Source organism: Desulfosporosinus orientis DSM 765, assembly GCF_000235605.1.
GTDB classification, from domain to species: domain Bacteria; phylum Bacillota; class Desulfitobacteriia; order Desulfitobacteriales; family Desulfitobacteriaceae; genus Desulfosporosinus; species Desulfosporosinus orientis.
On the sequence record NC_016584.1, the window covers coordinates 311,531 to 327,652 of the forward strand.

17 protein-coding genes and 1 pseudogene are annotated in these 16,122 nt (G+C 40.7%); 11 read left to right on the top strand and 7 right to left on the bottom strand.

What is annotated here, in order from left to right:
• Positions 1–35: 35 nt before the first annotated feature.
• Entirely contained in the window at positions 36–1,040 is a 1,005-nt protein-coding gene (locus DESOR_RS01630) for a glycosyltransferase family protein (protein WP_014182872.1), read from the bottom strand.
• A gap of 151 nt (positions 1,041–1,191) precedes the next feature.
• Between DESOR_RS01630 and DESOR_RS01635 the strand changes: the two genes are divergently transcribed.
• The 9 genes from DESOR_RS01635 to DESOR_RS27205 all read left to right on the top strand — a co-directional run bounded on the left by DESOR_RS01635 (position 1,192) and on the right by DESOR_RS27205 (position 8,035).
• Entirely contained in the window at positions 1,192–1,428 is a 237-nt protein-coding gene (locus tag DESOR_RS01635; protein ID WP_014182873.1) for a hypothetical protein, read from the top strand.
• 209 nt (positions 1,429–1,637) lie between these two features.
• The gene (locus DESOR_RS29185) at positions 1,638–1,802 is read left to right on the top strand and encodes a hypothetical protein (RefSeq protein ID WP_158308991.1); all 165 of its coding nucleotides are present in this window, start codon (positions 1,638–1,640) and stop codon (positions 1,800–1,802) included.
• A 445-nt stretch (positions 1,803–2,247) separates the two neighbouring features.
• Positions 2,248–3,315, top strand: coding sequence for a glycosyltransferase family 4 protein (locus DESOR_RS01640; protein ID WP_014182874.1), 1,068 nt, complete (start codon positions 2,248–2,250; stop codon positions 3,313–3,315).
• Positions 3,316–3,368: 53 nt separating this feature from the next.
• Positions 3,369–4,355 carry an SDR family NAD(P)-dependent oxidoreductase gene (locus DESOR_RS01645; protein WP_014182875.1) on the top strand — a complete coding sequence of 329 codons (987 nt, stop codon included), beginning with the start codon at positions 3,369–3,371 and terminating at the stop codon, positions 4,353–4,355.
• A 275-nt stretch (positions 4,356–4,630) separates the two neighbouring features.
• Complete coding sequence (locus DESOR_RS01650; protein ID WP_014182876.1) at positions 4,631–4,972, top strand: hypothetical protein; 342 nt, start codon at positions 4,631–4,633, stop codon at positions 4,970–4,972.
• 98 nt (positions 4,973–5,070) lie between these two features.
• Complete coding sequence (locus tag DESOR_RS01655) at positions 5,071–5,415, top strand: hypothetical protein (RefSeq protein ID WP_014182877.1); 345 nt, start codon at positions 5,071–5,073, stop codon at positions 5,413–5,415.
• A gap of 32 nt (positions 5,416–5,447) precedes the next feature.
• Positions 5,448–7,025, top strand: a complete 1,578-nt coding sequence (locus tag DESOR_RS01660; RefSeq protein ID WP_014182878.1) for a hypothetical protein — start codon at positions 5,448–5,450, stop codon at positions 7,023–7,025.
• 287 nt (positions 7,026–7,312) lie between these two features.
• Positions 7,313–7,450, top strand: a complete 138-nt coding sequence (locus tag DESOR_RS29190) for a hypothetical protein (RefSeq protein ID WP_158308992.1) — start codon at positions 7,313–7,315, stop codon at positions 7,448–7,450.
• Positions 7,451–7,561: 111 nt separating this feature from the next.
• Positions 7,562–8,035, top strand: coding sequence for a reverse transcriptase family protein (locus DESOR_RS27205; protein WP_052304265.1), 474 nt, complete (start codon positions 7,562–7,564; stop codon positions 8,033–8,035).
• A gap of 797 nt (positions 8,036–8,832) precedes the next feature.
• Here DESOR_RS27205 and DESOR_RS28610 read toward each other — a convergent pair.
• Together DESOR_RS28610 and DESOR_RS29195 are read right to left on the bottom strand one after the other, a co-directional pair.
• Positions 8,833–9,090: pseudogene (locus DESOR_RS28610) on the bottom strand (transposase); the annotation flags it as partial.
• Between the two features lie 15 nt (positions 9,091–9,105).
• Entirely contained in the window at positions 9,106–9,273 is a 168-nt protein-coding gene (locus DESOR_RS29195) for a hypothetical protein (RefSeq protein WP_158308993.1), read from the bottom strand.
• A gap of 194 nt (positions 9,274–9,467) precedes the next feature.
• Here DESOR_RS29195 and DESOR_RS01675 point away from each other — a divergent pair, with 194 nt between their 5' ends.
• Positions 9,468–10,586, top strand: a complete 1,119-nt coding sequence (locus tag DESOR_RS01675) for a tetratricopeptide repeat-containing glycosyltransferase family 2 protein (RefSeq protein ID WP_014182879.1) — start codon at positions 9,468–9,470, stop codon at positions 10,584–10,586.
• An 85-nt stretch (positions 10,587–10,671) separates the two neighbouring features.
• Here DESOR_RS01675 and DESOR_RS01680 read toward each other — a convergent pair whose 3' ends face one another.
• Positions 10,672–11,667: an acyltransferase family protein gene (locus DESOR_RS01680; protein ID WP_042330692.1), complete on the bottom strand. Its 996-nt coding sequence runs from the start codon at positions 11,665–11,667 to the stop codon at positions 10,672–10,674.
• A gap of 217 nt (positions 11,668–11,884) precedes the next feature.
• Here DESOR_RS01680 and DESOR_RS27220 point away from each other — a divergent pair, with 217 nt between their 5' ends.
• A complete protein-coding gene (locus DESOR_RS27220) occupies positions 11,885–13,147 on the top strand; it encodes a tetratricopeptide repeat protein (RefSeq protein WP_014182881.1) in 1,263 nt (420 codons plus the stop codon).
• A 73-nt stretch (positions 13,148–13,220) separates the two neighbouring features.
• Here DESOR_RS27220 and DESOR_RS01690 read toward each other — a convergent pair whose 3' ends face one another.
• From DESOR_RS01690 to neuB, 3 genes are read right to left on the bottom strand one after another with little or no spacing between them, the layout of a single operon-like run.
• On the bottom strand, positions 13,221–13,940 hold the full coding sequence (locus DESOR_RS01690) for an acylneuraminate cytidylyltransferase family protein (RefSeq protein ID WP_014182882.1): 720 nt from the start codon (positions 13,938–13,940) through the stop codon (positions 13,221–13,223).
• 3 nt (positions 13,941–13,943) lie between these two features.
• Positions 13,944–15,113, bottom strand: a complete 1,170-nt coding sequence (gene neuC, locus DESOR_RS01695; protein ID WP_014182883.1) for a UDP-N-acetylglucosamine 2-epimerase — start codon at positions 15,111–15,113, stop codon at positions 13,944–13,946.
• On the bottom strand, positions 15,110–16,117 hold the full coding sequence (gene neuB, locus DESOR_RS01700) for an N-acetylneuraminate synthase (protein WP_014182884.1): 1,008 nt from the start codon (positions 16,115–16,117) through the stop codon (positions 15,110–15,112). Before neuB ends, neuC begins: the two co-directional genes overlap by 4 nt.
• Positions 16,118–16,122 lie beyond the last annotated feature (5 nt).

Genomic DNA, 16,122 nt, shown 5'->3' on the forward strand with positions numbered 1-16,122 from the left:
GTATACTATTCGCTCGTCGATTAGGGTGTTACACGCTATGCTTGATTTGTATTAGCTCTAATAAAAATATACTGGAGAATTTGGCCGATTCGCTCACTCCAATCGTTTGCTTGAGCGTAGGCCATTCTTTCGGCTTGGCAGACATCCTTTTCTTCTAATAAATTTTGCAGACGCATGGAAAAAAGCAGAGGGTTACTTTCCAGATTAATCTTGGGAACACAGAGCAATTCAGGAAGCGGTGTTCCCAGGACTCGTATTCCGGATGCATAATATTCATAAAGTTTGATAGGATTACAACCTTTAGTCATCTCTGTTTGAAGAAAGGGGATCAGTCCCAGATCAAAGTGATGCAGATAAGTTGGAAGCTCTTGATAATTTTTAAGACCAAGATAAAAGACATTCTGATACTTTTTTAGTGGAAACCGATAAAGTTGGAAAAGAGCGCCAAGAAATACGAAGTTAACCTTTGGATTTTGTTGGATAACTATTTTTAACAGCTCCCAGTCGAGCCACGGGGCGATTGCTCCACTATATCCGACAATAGGTTTGCCTGAGGGCAGATCCATTGGTCGGTTAGACAGAGAGTGAGAAAAATGCACATAATCCACACCGTTGGGGACTAAATAAACGTGAGGATGCCTCTTGACAAAATACTCATAAATACTTTGACTACTGCAAAAAATCAAATCTGATTTTTCAATAATACTTGGATAATAGGTAGCCCAACTGGCAAATTCTTCTTTGGGTTCATCCACAGCATCATAGATAACCAGATCAGGTTCATAGTTTTTTATTGAATTGATATGAGAGGGAACAGTCAACCAAAGGATGCGCGGCTTGGGATGAGGAATATCCATAGCAGAATATCCTTGGCATAGGAAAAGAGAAGGAGATAAGGAACTGACTTTTGGAGTTGAAAAGTTGCCGAGATCCTCATAAAGAACAGTATGGCCTACAGAAGAAAAGCGGCCGAGCAGCTGTTGTGGGCGCTGAAACATCCAATTCCAGGGTATAGAGGGAGGATAGATAATAGTAGACATTTGTAACCTCCTCATTAGCTGTCTGCGGATAAAACCGTTAATAGTATTAGGATATGTCAAAAAAGAATAAGGGGCACTGAAGAGTTAGTACCATTTATGGATCGAAATCATAGTATAAAGAAAAGGATGTCCGAAATTTAGGAGGGTGCTTATGGAAGAGGAGGTCCAGATAATTAAGAAGGATATTGCCGAAATAAAGGAATCTGTGAAAGAGGTGTCAACCGTAGTAAATGATATGCGAGTGCTGTTAGCAGGCAATTATGTTACTAAACGAGACTTTGAGGAATTTAAAAAGAGTATGGAAGCTGGTCGGCGGTGGTGGTCTGGATTTATCGTAGCCTTAGCTGGGGCATTTGCGACAGTTGTAAGTATCCTCTGGAAGCAATAGCAATTAAGAAATAAGTAGCAAGAAATAAGTAGGGACGGTTCTCCTGTCGAAATTTTTTCGACAAGAGAACTGTCCCTGTGTCTTTAATTATAATGATGATTGTTAGGTTTAGTTCTGCAGATTAATCGAAAAAGTATTTATAATAGGTTACATCTCCTAACCTGTTTGTGATCGGTATCTGGGCATTGAATTTCTGAGGAGAAAATTAGTTGAAACTGGATCAGAATAATCATTTATTCTTGAAGGGTTCTAAAAGTACCCTCTCTAAAAGGCCCATTTATCAACGGGTGATGCTCAAAAGCGTCATCCATTTCGTTAATTTGACTGTAGAGAAGCTGGAAAGTCTGCAATTGATTATAGAACTGCTGGCTTAAAGTATTGAACTCGTTTTAGTCGCTGGATATCAATTGGTCTTTGGAAGAAAATCCGGAAGGGAGAGGAGTGGATCTGATTAATCCGTATTCAGCTTGCCCATTATGATGGATTTGAGGAAATATGAAGTTGTTATAAATTGCTGTTATTAAATAAGATATGTCCCAGGAATGGATATGTTTCAAGCCTATTAATAAAGCTATTAGTTAATCATTAGAATTTCGGTGAAGTTTGAACTTGAATGCTCAAAATTTACTTATATATTAGATAACTGTTTACTTTTACCGATACCTATGTCAATCAATTGGGCTTGTGCATAGATTATTACATGTCAACCTAGGAAGGAAGTGTGGATTTTCCTAAGGGGGTGATTTTCTGAAGCTCTTAGTCCTAACGAATGAATTCGAAGAGGAAAGTTATGGTGGAGCTGGTACGGCTGCGACGGGGATGATTAATTTACTCGACCGAATGGGTGTACAGCAGACAGTTGTTGTACCAAGAAGTGGCTTGAAAGATCCGAGTTGGGATCTTAGAGGGAATCAGATTAAAGTATTGGAAATACCTCGAAATGATTATTGCTTTGGTTATTTAGGATTGATTAGACAGGATGTTTTTTTTCATGAGGTTCCTGAATTGGATCAAACATGGGATTTAATTCATATTCAGGCAATTAATTTTGCACCATTAGCTTATGTCTCTTCGAATGGCACTATCCCAATTTTATACTCTGTCTATTCATTTCTCCGTCAAGAACTAGGAGATTCTAATGAACCTGAATTACAAGCTCAGTTCAAAATTCAGGAAGAACTTTTAATGAGAAGCCAATGCATTCATCTAGTTAGCAAGAGTGAAATGAGTTATCTAGCCAAGCGTTTCCCGGAGTATCTCTTCAAAACTGAAGTATTGTCTCTAGGGATTTCTATGCCTTCAGAACGCTGGCATCCAGGGAATACAATTGAGCTGCTCTATGTTGGTAGGTTATTGAATTATAAAGGAATCGAAGATCTGATTAAGGCAGTTTCATTTGTACGTAAGAGGGGACGGAATGTACGTTTAAATATTGTTGGTAAAGGTGCAGAGTCTTATGAGGATAATCTGAAGAGGCTTGTCCGTACTGCTAAACTTGATAATTCTGTCAAGTTTCATGGGTGGAAGTCGCCCTCAGAGGTAAGGAAATGGATGGCCGGAGCATCATGTCTTGTAGTTCCCAGTCATCGTGAAGCCTTTGGTTTAGTTGCTCTTGAAGGAATGATAATGGGTACACCGGTTATAGCTTCAAATGCAGGCGGACTTCTGGAAATTGCGTCAAATAATTGTGCTTTAACGTTTGAAGCCGGAAATTTTTTGAAGCTGTCCCATGCTATAGTGACCTTACACGATAATCCATATCTACAAATGGCCCTTTCGCAGAATGGGCGACAGAAAGCATTAAAGCATGATTGGAATCATCTTGGATCGAGCTATATGATGCTTTTGGAGCGTACCAAGAGTGTTAGAGAATACAGTGTCAGATAGACAAATACAGTCATAGGATATATCAATTACTGGAATAGAGGGGATGGAGGAGTGTGTGGGATCAGAAAAAGGTCTTAGTTACTGGAGCCGGCGGTTTCATTGGAAGCCACTTGACAGAGGCCTTAGTCAAAGCAAGAGCAAATGTTCGAGTTTTTCTTCGATATAATTCTAGAGATGGTCGTGGTAATTTAGAGGACTTAGATCCGGGATTATTAGACGGGGTAGAAATCATTACAGGAGATTTACGCGATGCTGATGCAATCGAACGAGCAGTAAAAGGGTGTGACACAGTTTTTCACTTAGGGGCATTGGTGGGGATTCCGTATTCTTATCAGAATCCTCGTGAGGTAGTGGAAACCAATATTATGGGAACCCTTAATATACTCACAGCAGCTCGTGATTATGGAGTAGAGAGGATTGTGAACACTTCAACGAGTGAAGTATATGGATCAGCGCTGTATGTTCCGATTGATGAGGCGCATCCTTTCCAAGGTCAGTCCCCATATTCAGCCAGTAAAATAGGTGCAGACAAGTTAGCAGAAAGTTTTTATGCCTCCTATGATTTGCCGGTTGTGACCGTGAGGCCATTTAACTGTTATGGCCCTAGACAATCTGCACGTGCTATCATCCCAACGCTGATAACCCAGGCCTTGGCATGTAAAGAAATACGTCTCGGCAACACCGATACTTTGCGGGATTTTACCTATATCGCGGATACGGTAGAAGGCTTTATTAAAGCGGCTCAGAGTCAATCAGGATTGGGTAAAGCAATCAATATTGGCTCTGGAAGAGAGATTTCTATCGGGCAATTAGCTCAGATTGTTCAAAATACTGTTCAAAGTAATGCAAAAATAGTTTTTGAAAGGGGGAGAGTCCGACCCAGACGAAGCGAGGTAAGCCGCCTATTAGCAGACAATAGTCTAGCAAAAAAAACGATCGGTTGGGAACCTCGTGTGTCACTTGAAGAAGGAATTAATTTAACTGTAGTTTGGATCGCTGCCCATATGAATCGATTTCATATAGGAAAATATCAGATATAAGTTTAGGTAAGGGATCAAATTTTGCTGACACTCATTAGTCAATAATTAGGACAGTCACATCAACTGGAATTATATATCTGTTGCAAATGGCTGCTACGATTTTGTGGCAGTTTTTTTAATTCAAAGCGAATTATAGTTAAAATTGTAGTCACTGCGAAAAACAAGGACACAGTGTAAACAAAGTATTAGCAACATAAATTTCCAAATAATGGGTAACAAAACTAGGACATCTTCAATAAAATAAATAAACCTATAATTAGGAGGTAATTGGATGAATGCCATATTTAACAACGGGTTGGTTAGATAATCTATCAGTTGAAGCACATAAAAACAACGCAAAGTTCTCGATAAGTATTGCAAATGAAGATATTTCCACGGCAGCTATTCAAATTCAGGGATTTTATAAAAGCGGAGCATCCAGAGTGAAGTATGTTGAAGAGTTCTTTACTCTTGGAGCTGGAACTATGATTTTAAAAAATTATTTTGTTTTATTTAAAGCCCTAAAATTTAAAATTTTTATAAGCTCGCCTTTAGTAGAAGTTACTGGATATTGTAAAGACTCTTCTGGAACTCTCGTTTTAAAACAGTTTGAAGTGATGGAAGTTAGTGCCCCGTAAAACAGAATTTATATTGAAAGAATTGTAAATCTAAAGTAACGAAAACGAGACAAGCACAATACAATAAATGAACCTATAATTTGGGAGGTTTTAAGTATATGCCTAATTTAACAACGGGTTTGTTGGAAAACACCCCTGTAGCAGGCATCAGACCAAGTTCAACACTCGCGGTTAATATTTCGAATGATGATACTGCTCCAGCCATGGTTCAGATTCAAGGGTTTCATCAAAGTGGTATGACAAAAGTGTTGTATGTAAATGAACTATTCAATATTCCAGCGGGGGGCGTTGCCTTAAGAAGCTATTACGCTCAATTTAATGAGTTTGAGTTTCAATTCACAGTTAATTCAGATGCAGTTAATATTACTGCTTGGGGAAAATCTTCAACTGGGAGTTTGGCAACAGCTCATCGATTAGTAGCCCAAGAAGTTAATCCGTTCTGAATCAAAAAAATATTAGGTAAGGAGACAAGAGAATGCCTGATTTAACAACAGGATTAATAGAAAATACACCGGTGGCCGGTGTAAGACCTACTTCGACATTTACGATAAAAGCAACTAATGATGATACTGTTGCAGCTACCATTATAATTAGAGGGTTTTACGTGACAGGGTCTACAAAAACAATGTATGTGTTAGAGCATTTAAATCTGACTCCAGATGCAGTATTAACAAAAGTCTATTACGCACAGTTTGACGAATTTGAGTTTCAGTTCACTACAAGCTCAGATGCTGTTGAGATTTCGGCTTGGGGCAAAAATGGATCAGGGAGTTTAACGATAGCTCATCGCTTGGTAGCTGCAGAACTTGACGTATTAGGACCAAGTGTAATTATCGGGGCAACGGGGGCCACAGGAGCCACAGGAGCCACAGGTGCAACAGGAGCAACGGGAGCAACCGGGGCAACGGGGGCCACAGGAGCCACAGGTGCAACAGGAGCAACGGGAGCAACCGGGGCAACGGGGGCCATAGGAGCCACAGGTGCAACAGGAGCAACGGGAGCAACAGGAGCCACCGGAGCGACAGGAGCGACAGGCGCGACAGGCGCAACGGGAGCAACCGGGGCAACGGGGGCAACAGGGGCCACAGGAGCAACAGGAGCAACAGGAGCCACTGGAACCACAGGAGCCACTGGTGCAACAGGAGCAACCGGGGCAACGGGGGCCACAGGAGCGACAGGAGCAACAGGAGCCACGGGAGCAACAGGAGCCACGGGAGCCACAGGAACCACAGGAGCAACAGGAGCAACAGGAGCCACAGGAGCAACAGGGGCCACAGGAGCAACAGGGGCAACGGGAGCAACGGGAGCGACAGGAGCAGCAGGAGCAACAGGAGCCACAGGGGCCACAGGAGCAACAGGGGCAACGGGAGCGACGGGAGCGACGGGAGCAACGGGAGCGACAGGAGCGACAGGAGCAACAGGAGCCACAGGAGCAACCGGGGCGACGGGAGCAACGGGAGCGACGGGAGCAACGGGAGCGACAGGAGCAACAGGAGCAACGGGAGCAACAGGAGCCACAGGAGCAACAGGAGCCACAGGAGCAACAGGAGCCACAGGAGCCACAGGGGCGACGGGAGCAACGGGAGCGACAGGAGCCACAGGTGCAACCGGAGCCAAAGGAGCCACAGGAGCAACTGGATCACCAACCCTAGCTTTCAATAATGCAACTGGCCCAATCGATGTTTACAACCCGCCAGGAGTACCATTAAACACCGAAGTTACAGTTGTCAGTGTCACTCAAAGCGTTGTGGTAAACCAGGAACTCAAAATTGATTACGCTTTAGATCTTGATTTCACTGTTACTGCGAACTGGTCGTATACTTTTGAAATTCGATTATATCGGGATGCAACGCTGATTCAAACTAGAACAGATCAACAAAGCGGATCACCTGCAGGCACTGAAACACTTCTAATTTCAGACACATTTGTGGATACAGCCCCAGCAACTACTGCAAGTACAACGTATAGTGTTAGAGCCATTTTAACGGCACAATCTAACGTTACTTCAGTAGCTACAGGAAATAATATTAATTTAAACATCATCACATTTTAAAATATAAAATCTTTACAATTTTGATAATAAAAACGCGGCCTAACGGTCGCGTTTTTATTTTATTGTGCGCCCGGTATGGGCATTATCTTGTGAGGTGAAAGTCCTCATCGGTGAAGGTAGCAGTAACCGTAGCTTAACGCAAGGGTGCTCGCCGCGAGGCGAGATCTAAAGAAAGCGGGCGGCAAACCTCCGGACCGAGGACCACGAACCCCAGGTGAGGCTGGCGGTAGTTGGACGAGCTTGCATTACAAAGCAAAGTCCTTGCTATCGAAGACTATCGCTAGTAAATGGGGCGGGTAGATGGAGGGAAAGACAATGTTCTTACCCGGGGAGATCTGCCATCGACGAAGTTACTTCGTAACCTGTATCGAGAGATGCGATTGGGGCGGCAGAAGTCAACAGAGGACATAGTTGCTTTTGGGTAGCTAACGAAAGTGAGGGTCCGAACATCAAGTGAGGGATGAAATTCGGCAAGCTCGAATTCAAAGCATAGACTGCAGAATACTGCGCAAGAAGCCTTCCGGTGGCAGGAAGTGGTGAATACACAAGGGGCCATCGGCCAAGGGCCGAGTTTTGAGACGGCGCAAACCAGAGGAACAACCCCGAACGAAGGTACCGGACTGCTAGAGAAGATGCTGGAGCGAGAAAACATGCTCTGGGCTCTACAGCTAGTTCAGAATAACCAGGGTGCTTTGGAAATTGATGGTATGACGGTAAAAGACCTCCGGCAACATATCATCGATAACTGGATTAACATCAAGGAAAATTTGCTCAAAGGAACCTATAGATCAAGTCCTGTCAGGAGGGTTGCAATCCGCAAACCAGATGACCGAACTAGGAATTTAGGAATTGCCACTGCCTTAGACCGTCTACTCCAGCAGGCACTCACCCAAGTATTAACCCCAATTTTTAACCCGGACTTTTCCCCATATAGCTATGGATTTAGACCGGGAAAAAGGGGACACGGCGTGGTACGCTGCTGGAGAGGGTCCTCCTCCCCGTGCACCTAGCGCCGCAGGAGGCCCGTTTGCAAGGGGATGCAAACGGGCCTAAAAGACGCCGACTTGGCCTGGTTCTTTGATCGTGTAAACCACGACATACTAATGGTCAGAATAGCTTGGAAAGTAAAGGTCAAGCGAGTTCTAAAACTCATTCGCTCCTATCTGGAAGCAGGCGTACTCCTTAATGGAGTTACGGTCAAGTCAGAAGAAGGCGCGTTCAAGCGACAGAAACTGTCGCTTGAATAGCAGCTATGCTGCACAGAAGATGAGGGCAGGTCCCTCGGAATCGCTATGCAGGTAGAGGTTCCAAACCACCTTAAGCTGCTTTGGTCAAAAGCCATGGTGGTGAGCGTTAAGGAAAAGGCGAGGCATGACTTCGTTAGGTAGGTGCTATGGAGAAGAATACAGATGAACCGCTGTATACCGAACGGTACGTCAGACTGTCTAACGATTCATTTCTTATCAGTTTGATACACGGTGTTTTTAATTTGTTTGTGCTAAACAAAACAAGCGTTCCATTCGGGCATATAAAAGCCAACATTTTATACTGCAAGATTCTTGAACTTTTCCGCTAATTCTTGGGCAGAATACATGCATAATAATCGCTTAAGATTATAAGCGATAAACATTGATGCTGATTCAGCAGTTACATTTTCAAGTTCCCTACGTAAAAAATAAGAACACCCAAAGGTTCGTTTTACTGTTCCAAACGGATCTCTTGAGACGCTGGACATGTATAGATATCTTAGTTTTTCTTTATAACCATCGGTACTTTCGGTTATGCAATTATGTTTACTGTTTTGCGCTCAGATTTTGGTTCCATCAATAGCAACTATTCTTCCATCTATTAAGCCCCAACCTTTTAAAATTAGGGTCAATTCCCTTAAGACAGTACGAAAAGCTTTCTTACTTTCCGTCACAAAACTAGCAATAGTACCATGATCAGGTTGAATAGAATTTATTAACCACATCAATTCTAGAGTTCTTTTAGCTTCAACTTCAAGTTTTCTTAAAGACCTAATTTTATTTAAATAACCATAGATATGAATTTTCAATAAATCCGTTCTCCTATATGGAGACTACCCTCGGTTATTTCCGCAGTACTCTTTGAATCCGAGTGCAAACAAATCTAGGGAGTCTACATAGGCATCAATAACTCGTACAGGATTTTCTGAATCAATCATTTCATCCAAAGATGTCATTATTACTTTTATCTGATTCCTGTCATCGCCAGTTATATATGCCATTGCATATTGCCCTCCGATAAATATCTATTAGTAATTCAATTTTATCATTTACGCTGTTGTTAGACAGTCTGACGTACGGTGATGAGAGAAGACGGCGGAGAAACTCTGCCTCTTACTCGATTTCTTTGTGATTTGTCCCCTTTGAATCAGTCTTGAATATTATGTAATAGATTATTTTTAAAGGGGATTTGAAAATGGTTAGTAAGAAAATCACAGTTAGTCTGTGTATTATCGTTAAGAATGAAGAAAAAACAATCAGCCGTTGTCTCGATTCTGTCAAAGATATTTGCGATGAGATAATTATTGTTGATACCGGTTCGTCAGATCAAACCAAAGAGATTGTTAAGAAGTATCCAGTCAAAATATTAGATTTTGCCTGGATCGACGACTTTGCTGCTGCCCGCAATTTTGCTTTCAGTCAGGCAACCATGGATTATATCCTCTGGCTGGATGCAGATGATGTTTTGAGGATTGAAGATCAAGAAAAAATTTTAAAACTTATGAAAAATTTAGATCCGTATGTAGACGCTGTGAGTATGCTTTACCATTATGCCTTTGATCAGCATGGAAACGTCTCGTTTAGTTTCCGGAGAAATCGCTTGGTTAAAAGGGATAAAAACTTTCGTTGGGTTGGGGCAGTACACGAGTATTTGGAAGTGTCAGGTAATATCTTGAACTCGGACATTTGTGTGACCCATAAGCGGATGCAAGGTCATAGTTCGGATCGCAACCTAAAGATATTTGAGAGGCGAAGAGAGAAGGGTGAGTCGTTTTCTCCGCGGGATTTATATTATTATGGCAATGAATTGTTCGATCATAGACTCTATAGTAGAGCAGTTGAAGTTTATCAAGAGTTTTTACAGACCGGACAGGGCTGGGTTGAGGACGAAATCTCTGCATGTGGGAAACTAGCGGATTGTTTTAAGGAGTTAGGAGAAACAGAAAAACAACTTGAATATTGCTACAAATCCTTCAATTATGCCTCTCCTAGAGCCGAATTTTGCTGCCGGTTAGGTTTTTATTTTCTAAATGCTAAGCAGTATGAACAAGGGGCTTTCTGGTATAAACTGGCTGCTCGATTAGAAAAACCCATTGGTAATTCGGGATTCATGATTGAAGCTTGTTGGACATGGTTACCCCATTTACAGTTGTGCGTTTGCTATGATCGTTTAGGTAAACATGAATTAGCCTATGAGCATAACGAGATTGCTAGGGAGTATAGTCCAGAAAATGCTCAGGTTCTCTATAACAAGAAGTATTTTGAAGAGGTTTTAGGTATAGGAACTAAAAAACAAGAAATCGGGCAAGTGTAGAGAAGGGTATAATACCCAGTATAGTTGATATAGGTGACAAGAGAACCCGCAGGACGGGTTCTTGTTTTGGGTACAATACTCTTTTTTAACTTTTAATCCCTATTACAAAAGGAAAACGATTTCTAATGACAGCAATTATAGGAATTGAAATAGCTAAAACTGCTGTAGTATATATCAATCCTTTCATAGGGTCTGAATTTATCATCAACGACCCTAATGTGGGGATTCTGCTGATACACACGCGTAATAAAAGAAGGAGAGTAAAATGCGTGCAAAGTATGATTAATGAGTTTCTGCCTAAATATTGAAATATATTTGATACAAAATTAATATATTGAAGCCTTTGAGATAATTTTAAATATAAGTAAATGTTTACTAGTGCCGAGATATAAAAATAAATTGGGTTTCCATATCTCATAAAATACATAGAAACCGTTGTATTGAAGTAAATAGGAATTATGAAACTAATAAGAATACAGGATACTATTACCATTTTGCTAATTCTTGGCGACCTACTGCTTGAGACAAAATCACCTAATCCATAAAAGGAAGTTCCGATAAAAGCAATACTAAGCCCAAAGGGTAAAGTAATATTTTTATAACTTAACCAAAATCCTAGAAGTGTGATGATTAGAAGTCCTAAAAAAGAATACTTTCTGTCGGGTAATTGGGAAACTCCATAGAAGATAATCTCCACAATAAATAAGCAAATTAAGAACCATAATGGATCATTCCAAAGTACTCTTTTTCCTATATAGAAAAATTTGAATAGTTCTGACCTTATCGGAAGATTACTCTTAAATCTTATAATGTCAATTAAAACTGTAATAATCGAAAAAGAAAGATAGGGTATAATTAGTGTATTTGTTTTTCTGGTAATTAACTGTCTAAAACTCTTATTTTTAACTAAAGCATTTAAATAGCCAGAGATAAAGAAAAACAAAGGCATATGAAAAGAATAAATATATTTAGTGATATATGAGAAATCATTAAAACTAGTTAATAATAAGTTGGAATGCCCCCACACGACTAAAAAGATTCCAATGCCTTTAAGGATATCGATCCATGCTACCCTTCTCATAGAATTGACCTCTCTCTCGAACCGTTCAATAACTAAGCGTATTAATATTAATTGAATTATATTCCATTCAATACACATGCGAGGATTAATCAATAAAATTGTATAGCCGCACATACGAGGAGATAAAAACATAACGTATAATAGTCCCGGTCATTTTTGGATGCATGCAATGTTATCATGTTTTTTAACCTAAATTAATAAATAGGTGAGTGAATCTATGAATTGGTATTCAATCTACGGACTTTATGCAATTATCAGGGAATATGCTAAATGTCCATCGAATCTGCCTCTATACTGCCGCTATGAGCACGGCTGGAATCCTTTACCGGAGCCTAATCCATACGATCTTCGAACGGATAAACCCCTAATGTTAGTATGGAGCAGAAGACGACTGCAAGAATGGAAAGCGGTCAGCACTATTCCTGCAGCTATCAGTGGCGCACCTTTTATACACTACCGAAAAATGATGAAAATTGAGAAGGATGCAGCCGCCAAAGGCACAATAGCCTTCCCTGCACATTCCACTCAACTCGTTGACGCAGTATTCGATATTGATGAGTATTGCAAGCAGCTAAAAAGTCTTCCCGATGAATATCAGCCGATAACGATCTGTTTGCATCTTCATGATATTGAAAGGAAGAAGGACGAAGTTTACAAAAAACATGGGTTCAATGTTGTTACGGCAGGTCCGATCTGGGTGCTTGGATTTGAATTTGTACAAAAGTTTTATGACATTCTTAGAAGTCACAAGTATGCAACATCGAATCAAGTAGGCTCATATGCATTTTATGCTGTAGAAATGGGTCTTCCCTTTTTCATTTTCGGGGGGGCGGCTGTACTTCTGAATAGCGGAGAACCTCTTATGCCTTCTAAATATAGTTATTCAGATTACCCAACGGGTGTTATGTCAACAACAATCTTCCAGGGACCCACGCAAGTTATCAGTGAAGAGCAAAGGGAGTTTGTGGAAGCCGAACTTGGCGTTCATGATTGTCTTTCCGGAATAGAACTAAAGGAATTGTTAATAGAAAGTAATCACCGGGTTATTGAATCCTATGAAGAATTTTTGAAAGCAGGACAAGGTGGGGTTGAGGAGAAAATTACTGCTTGTGGAAAACTCGTTGAGTATTTTCAGGATTCAGGAGAAAAGGAAAAACAACTGGAATATATCCTAAAATCCTTTGAGTATGCCGTCCCCAGGGTTGAATTTTGTTGTCACTTAGGTCTCTATTTCCAGAATATTAAACAATATGAACAGGGGATTTTCTGGTATAAAATGGCGACACAATTGGAAAAACCGGTTAGCAGCAGGTTAATGTGGTTACCGCATATACAGTTGTGCGTTTGTTATGATCGCTTAGGTAAACATCAGTTGGCCTATGAGCATAATGAGATTGCCAGGAAGTATTCTCCACAAAATGAGCAGATTCTGCACAATAAAAGATATCTTGAACGTGTCTTGGGTATTAATCCCCAGTAATAAGAAAAGTCCAAAATAAAACAGAACTAATGTACTGACTTAAGCTGTTCAGGCATTAGTTCTGTTCTAATTCCTAGTGAGACATTTTTAGGGCAGAATCCGTTGTAAGAAGATATTCCGCAAGTGAAAAATCAAATAATGTATCGATGTCTATCGATCTTTCTATTGGCATTATGAAGGCAAAAGAGTTTCCAGCATAGATATTTTGTGTTTTGGAAAAAAAAGATGTGCTTACAGCAAATATTGCCCCATTAATTCTATAGTAAGTAGGCAATTCCTGTCTGGTTTTAACGAGAAATTCTGGTCGGATAAACCCCTTGAGAGATTTGTTTTTCGGCAAAATATTATAACACATGGGATAATGATCGGCCTCACAGACAGACACCACTGAATCGGCATTAGTTAGTATCATTTCATTAATTGCATTGGTAATATCGTTCGGTGTTCTCGATGGTGATGTTGGCTGCAATACAACAAATATATCAAATTCCTGTCCTATCCTAGAGTATTGCTCAAGTGCCTCCCTTACACAATCCCATGTCGAAGCAGAATCTGAAGCCAGTTCTTCCGATCTTAGAAAGGGAACATTTGCCCCATATTGTATTGCAATATTGGCATACTCCTGTGAATCTGTTGAAAGGAATATTTCATCAAAGAGTCCGGCCTCTTGGGCCTGAAGTATACTATAAGCAATTAAAGGCTTCCCGTTAAGAAGGCGAATATTTTTGTCAGGCAAACCCTTTGAGCCGCTGCGGGCAGGAATGATGGCAATTATTCGGCGATCATTTAACACAGATTATCCCCTCACATCATAGAAGCTCTTTTTAAGGTTTATCTTGTCATTATCCAATATATCCTGGATAACCGCTGTGATTCTTTCTGACGTTTTCCCATCGCCATAGGGGTTAATTTGATCAGCAATTTCCATGAAGAACTGCTGTGACCTTGCCTTATTAATACTCCTTAATATTGCGTGCTTTTCTGGTTCACATGATATGATGGATTTGGCAAAAAATCTTCCTTTCTGCCTGTCTCCAATATTAATGGTAGCTTTTTTGAAGCTTGGGGTTTCCACGATTCCGCTGGAAGAATTGCCTATCACCATTTCACAATATTTCATCGTTGAAAGGTACCTCAAAACACCCAGCGAGGTAAAAACAATGGCATTTTTATTTTCCTGGCAATAAGCATCAATTTTTTGATTGATTGCTCGACCATTTGCATCGGCATTTGCTTTGGTAAAAATATAATTTAATCCCTTGGTCTCGTTAAGAGCCGAAAGAAGCTCTTCAAGCTGCTTGATTGCAGCATTTTTTTCTAATGTCACGGGGTGAAAGGTTACCAGGGCATAGGGACTTTTCAAATCAATGTTCAGGCTTCGTGCCAACTCTTCTTTGCTTAAGAGAGGCATATTTAAAATATTCTCGACACTTGTTGACCCAACATTGAAAACTCGGTGCGGGGATTCCCCCATATTAATTATTCGCTGCCTGTATTGTTCAGTAGAAGTAAAATGCAAATAACTCATTTTGCTAATCGAATGGCGAAAGAACTCATCAACCGCTCCTTCGGTTGTTTCACCGCCATAGAGATGAGCAATGGGTATACACGCAACTGCTGCAGCGATTGCGGCAGAAAATATTTCAAATCGATCCCCTAACACGATGACCATGTTGGGTTTGGTTTGATCAAAGTACTCAGCAAACTCTGTAACCCCAATCCCAATAGCCTTGGACATAGCCTTCTGTGAGTCATCATTATTTTGCAATATATCAATCTTGGCATCGATTGAAAATCCATCTGCCTCTACTTCATTATAGGTAAGACCAAAATCCTCTGACAAATGCATACCCGTTGCCACGATTTTCAACTCAAAATGATCAGCAGCTTTAAGTTGTTTTATAATTGGGCTTAGCAGACCATACTCAGCCCGTGTGCCCGTCACTATACAGATCGTTTTTTTCATAGCTCGATCAACTCATCTTCGTAAAAATCATGTTTTGCCTTCTTTCCAAGTACATCGAACCACTTCATAGGAGATATTCCACATCCGGGACGTTTGACTGTTATATTTTCTTCCGTAAAGATTTCATCTTTAACGATCGTTCGTTTGGCAACAATGCTTTTTCGAGCTGCAATTTTATTTGGCTCTTCTGATTTTGATACTCGTTTAAGACCATCCCCTAATGCGAGTTCAATATTCCGTATAGCAGTTACCATAGCCTTAAGTTCCTGAGGATTAAGGCATGCCTGATGATCTGGCCCCTCCATACATTTATCAAGGGTAAAGTGCTTTTCTATGACGGCAGCTCCCAGGGCCACAGCAGCAATGGGAGCTTCAATACCTAAAGTATGATCTGAGTAACCAACTTTAATATCAAAGCTGTCCTTTAACATAAGCATTGCCCTGAGGTTGGAATCTTCAAAAGGAGTAGGGTACTGAGTATTACAGTGCAGGAGAGTTATTGTTCCTGCACCATTATCCTGTAGGGCCTCTAATGCCAGAGCTATTTCATCCAATTCACTCATTCCTGTAGACATGATCACTGGTTTGCCGATACGAGCAATTTTTATCAAGTACGGTAAGTTGGTTATCTCTCCTGATGGTACTTTATAGATAGGCATGTCAAGGGTTTCTAAAAAATCGATGCTCTCTAAATCAAAGGGTGTGGAAAGAAATGATATCGCTTTTTTATCACAATAGTTCTTCAGTTCCCTAAAATCATCAAAAGATAGTTCTAATTTCTTAACCATTTCCAGTTGACTTTCATTTTCCCCAGTTGTTTGTTTCTGATAGGCTGCCTTTTGGGCATTTTTGGATACCACGTTTTTAGCAATAAAGGTTTGAAACTTTACGGCATCAGCACCCGATGTTTTGGCAGTGTCTATGAGCTTTTTGGCTAGCAAAATGTCTCCGTTATGGTTTACTCCAGCTTCTGCGATGATATAGGTGTGAATTGTCGCATTCACGTTAT

Excerpts from the sequence above, each read along its gene's own strand:
- DESOR_RS01630 (WP_014182872.1), bottom strand. The coding sequence starts at position 1,040 with ATGTCTACTATTATCTATCCTCCCTCTATACCCTGGAATTGGATGTTT.
- DESOR_RS01635 (WP_014182873.1), top strand. The coding sequence starts at position 1,192 with ATGGAAGAGGAGGTCCAGATAATTAAGAAGGATATTGCCGAAATAAAG.
- DESOR_RS01640 (WP_014182874.1), top strand. The coding sequence starts at position 2,248 with ATGATTAATTTACTCGACCGAATGGGTGTACAGCAGACAGTTGTTGTA.
- DESOR_RS01650 (WP_014182876.1), top strand. The coding sequence starts at position 4,631 with ATGCCATATTTAACAACGGGTTGGTTAGATAATCTATCAGTTGAAGCA.
- DESOR_RS01655 (WP_014182877.1), top strand. The coding sequence starts at position 5,071 with ATGCCTAATTTAACAACGGGTTTGTTGGAAAACACCCCTGTAGCAGGC.
- DESOR_RS01660 (WP_014182878.1), top strand. The coding sequence starts at position 5,448 with ATGCCTGATTTAACAACAGGATTAATAGAAAATACACCGGTGGCCGGT.
- DESOR_RS29190 (WP_158308992.1), top strand. The coding sequence starts at position 7,313 with ATGGGGCGGGTAGATGGAGGGAAAGACAATGTTCTTACCCGGGGAGAT.
- DESOR_RS29195 (WP_158308993.1), bottom strand. The coding sequence starts at position 9,273 with ATGGCATATATAACTGGCGATGACAGGAATCAGATAAAAGTAATAATG.
- DESOR_RS01675 (WP_014182879.1), top strand. The coding sequence starts at position 9,468 with ATGGTTAGTAAGAAAATCACAGTTAGTCTGTGTATTATCGTTAAGAAT.
- DESOR_RS01680 (WP_042330692.1), bottom strand. The coding sequence starts at position 11,667 with ATGAGAAGGGTAGCATGGATCGATATCCTTAAAGGCATTGGAATCTTT.
- DESOR_RS27220 (WP_014182881.1), top strand. The coding sequence starts at position 11,885 with ATGAATTGGTATTCAATCTACGGACTTTATGCAATTATCAGGGAATAT.
- neuC (WP_014182883.1), bottom strand. The coding sequence starts at position 15,113 with ATGAAAAAAACGATCTGTATAGTGACGGGCACACGGGCTGAGTATGGT.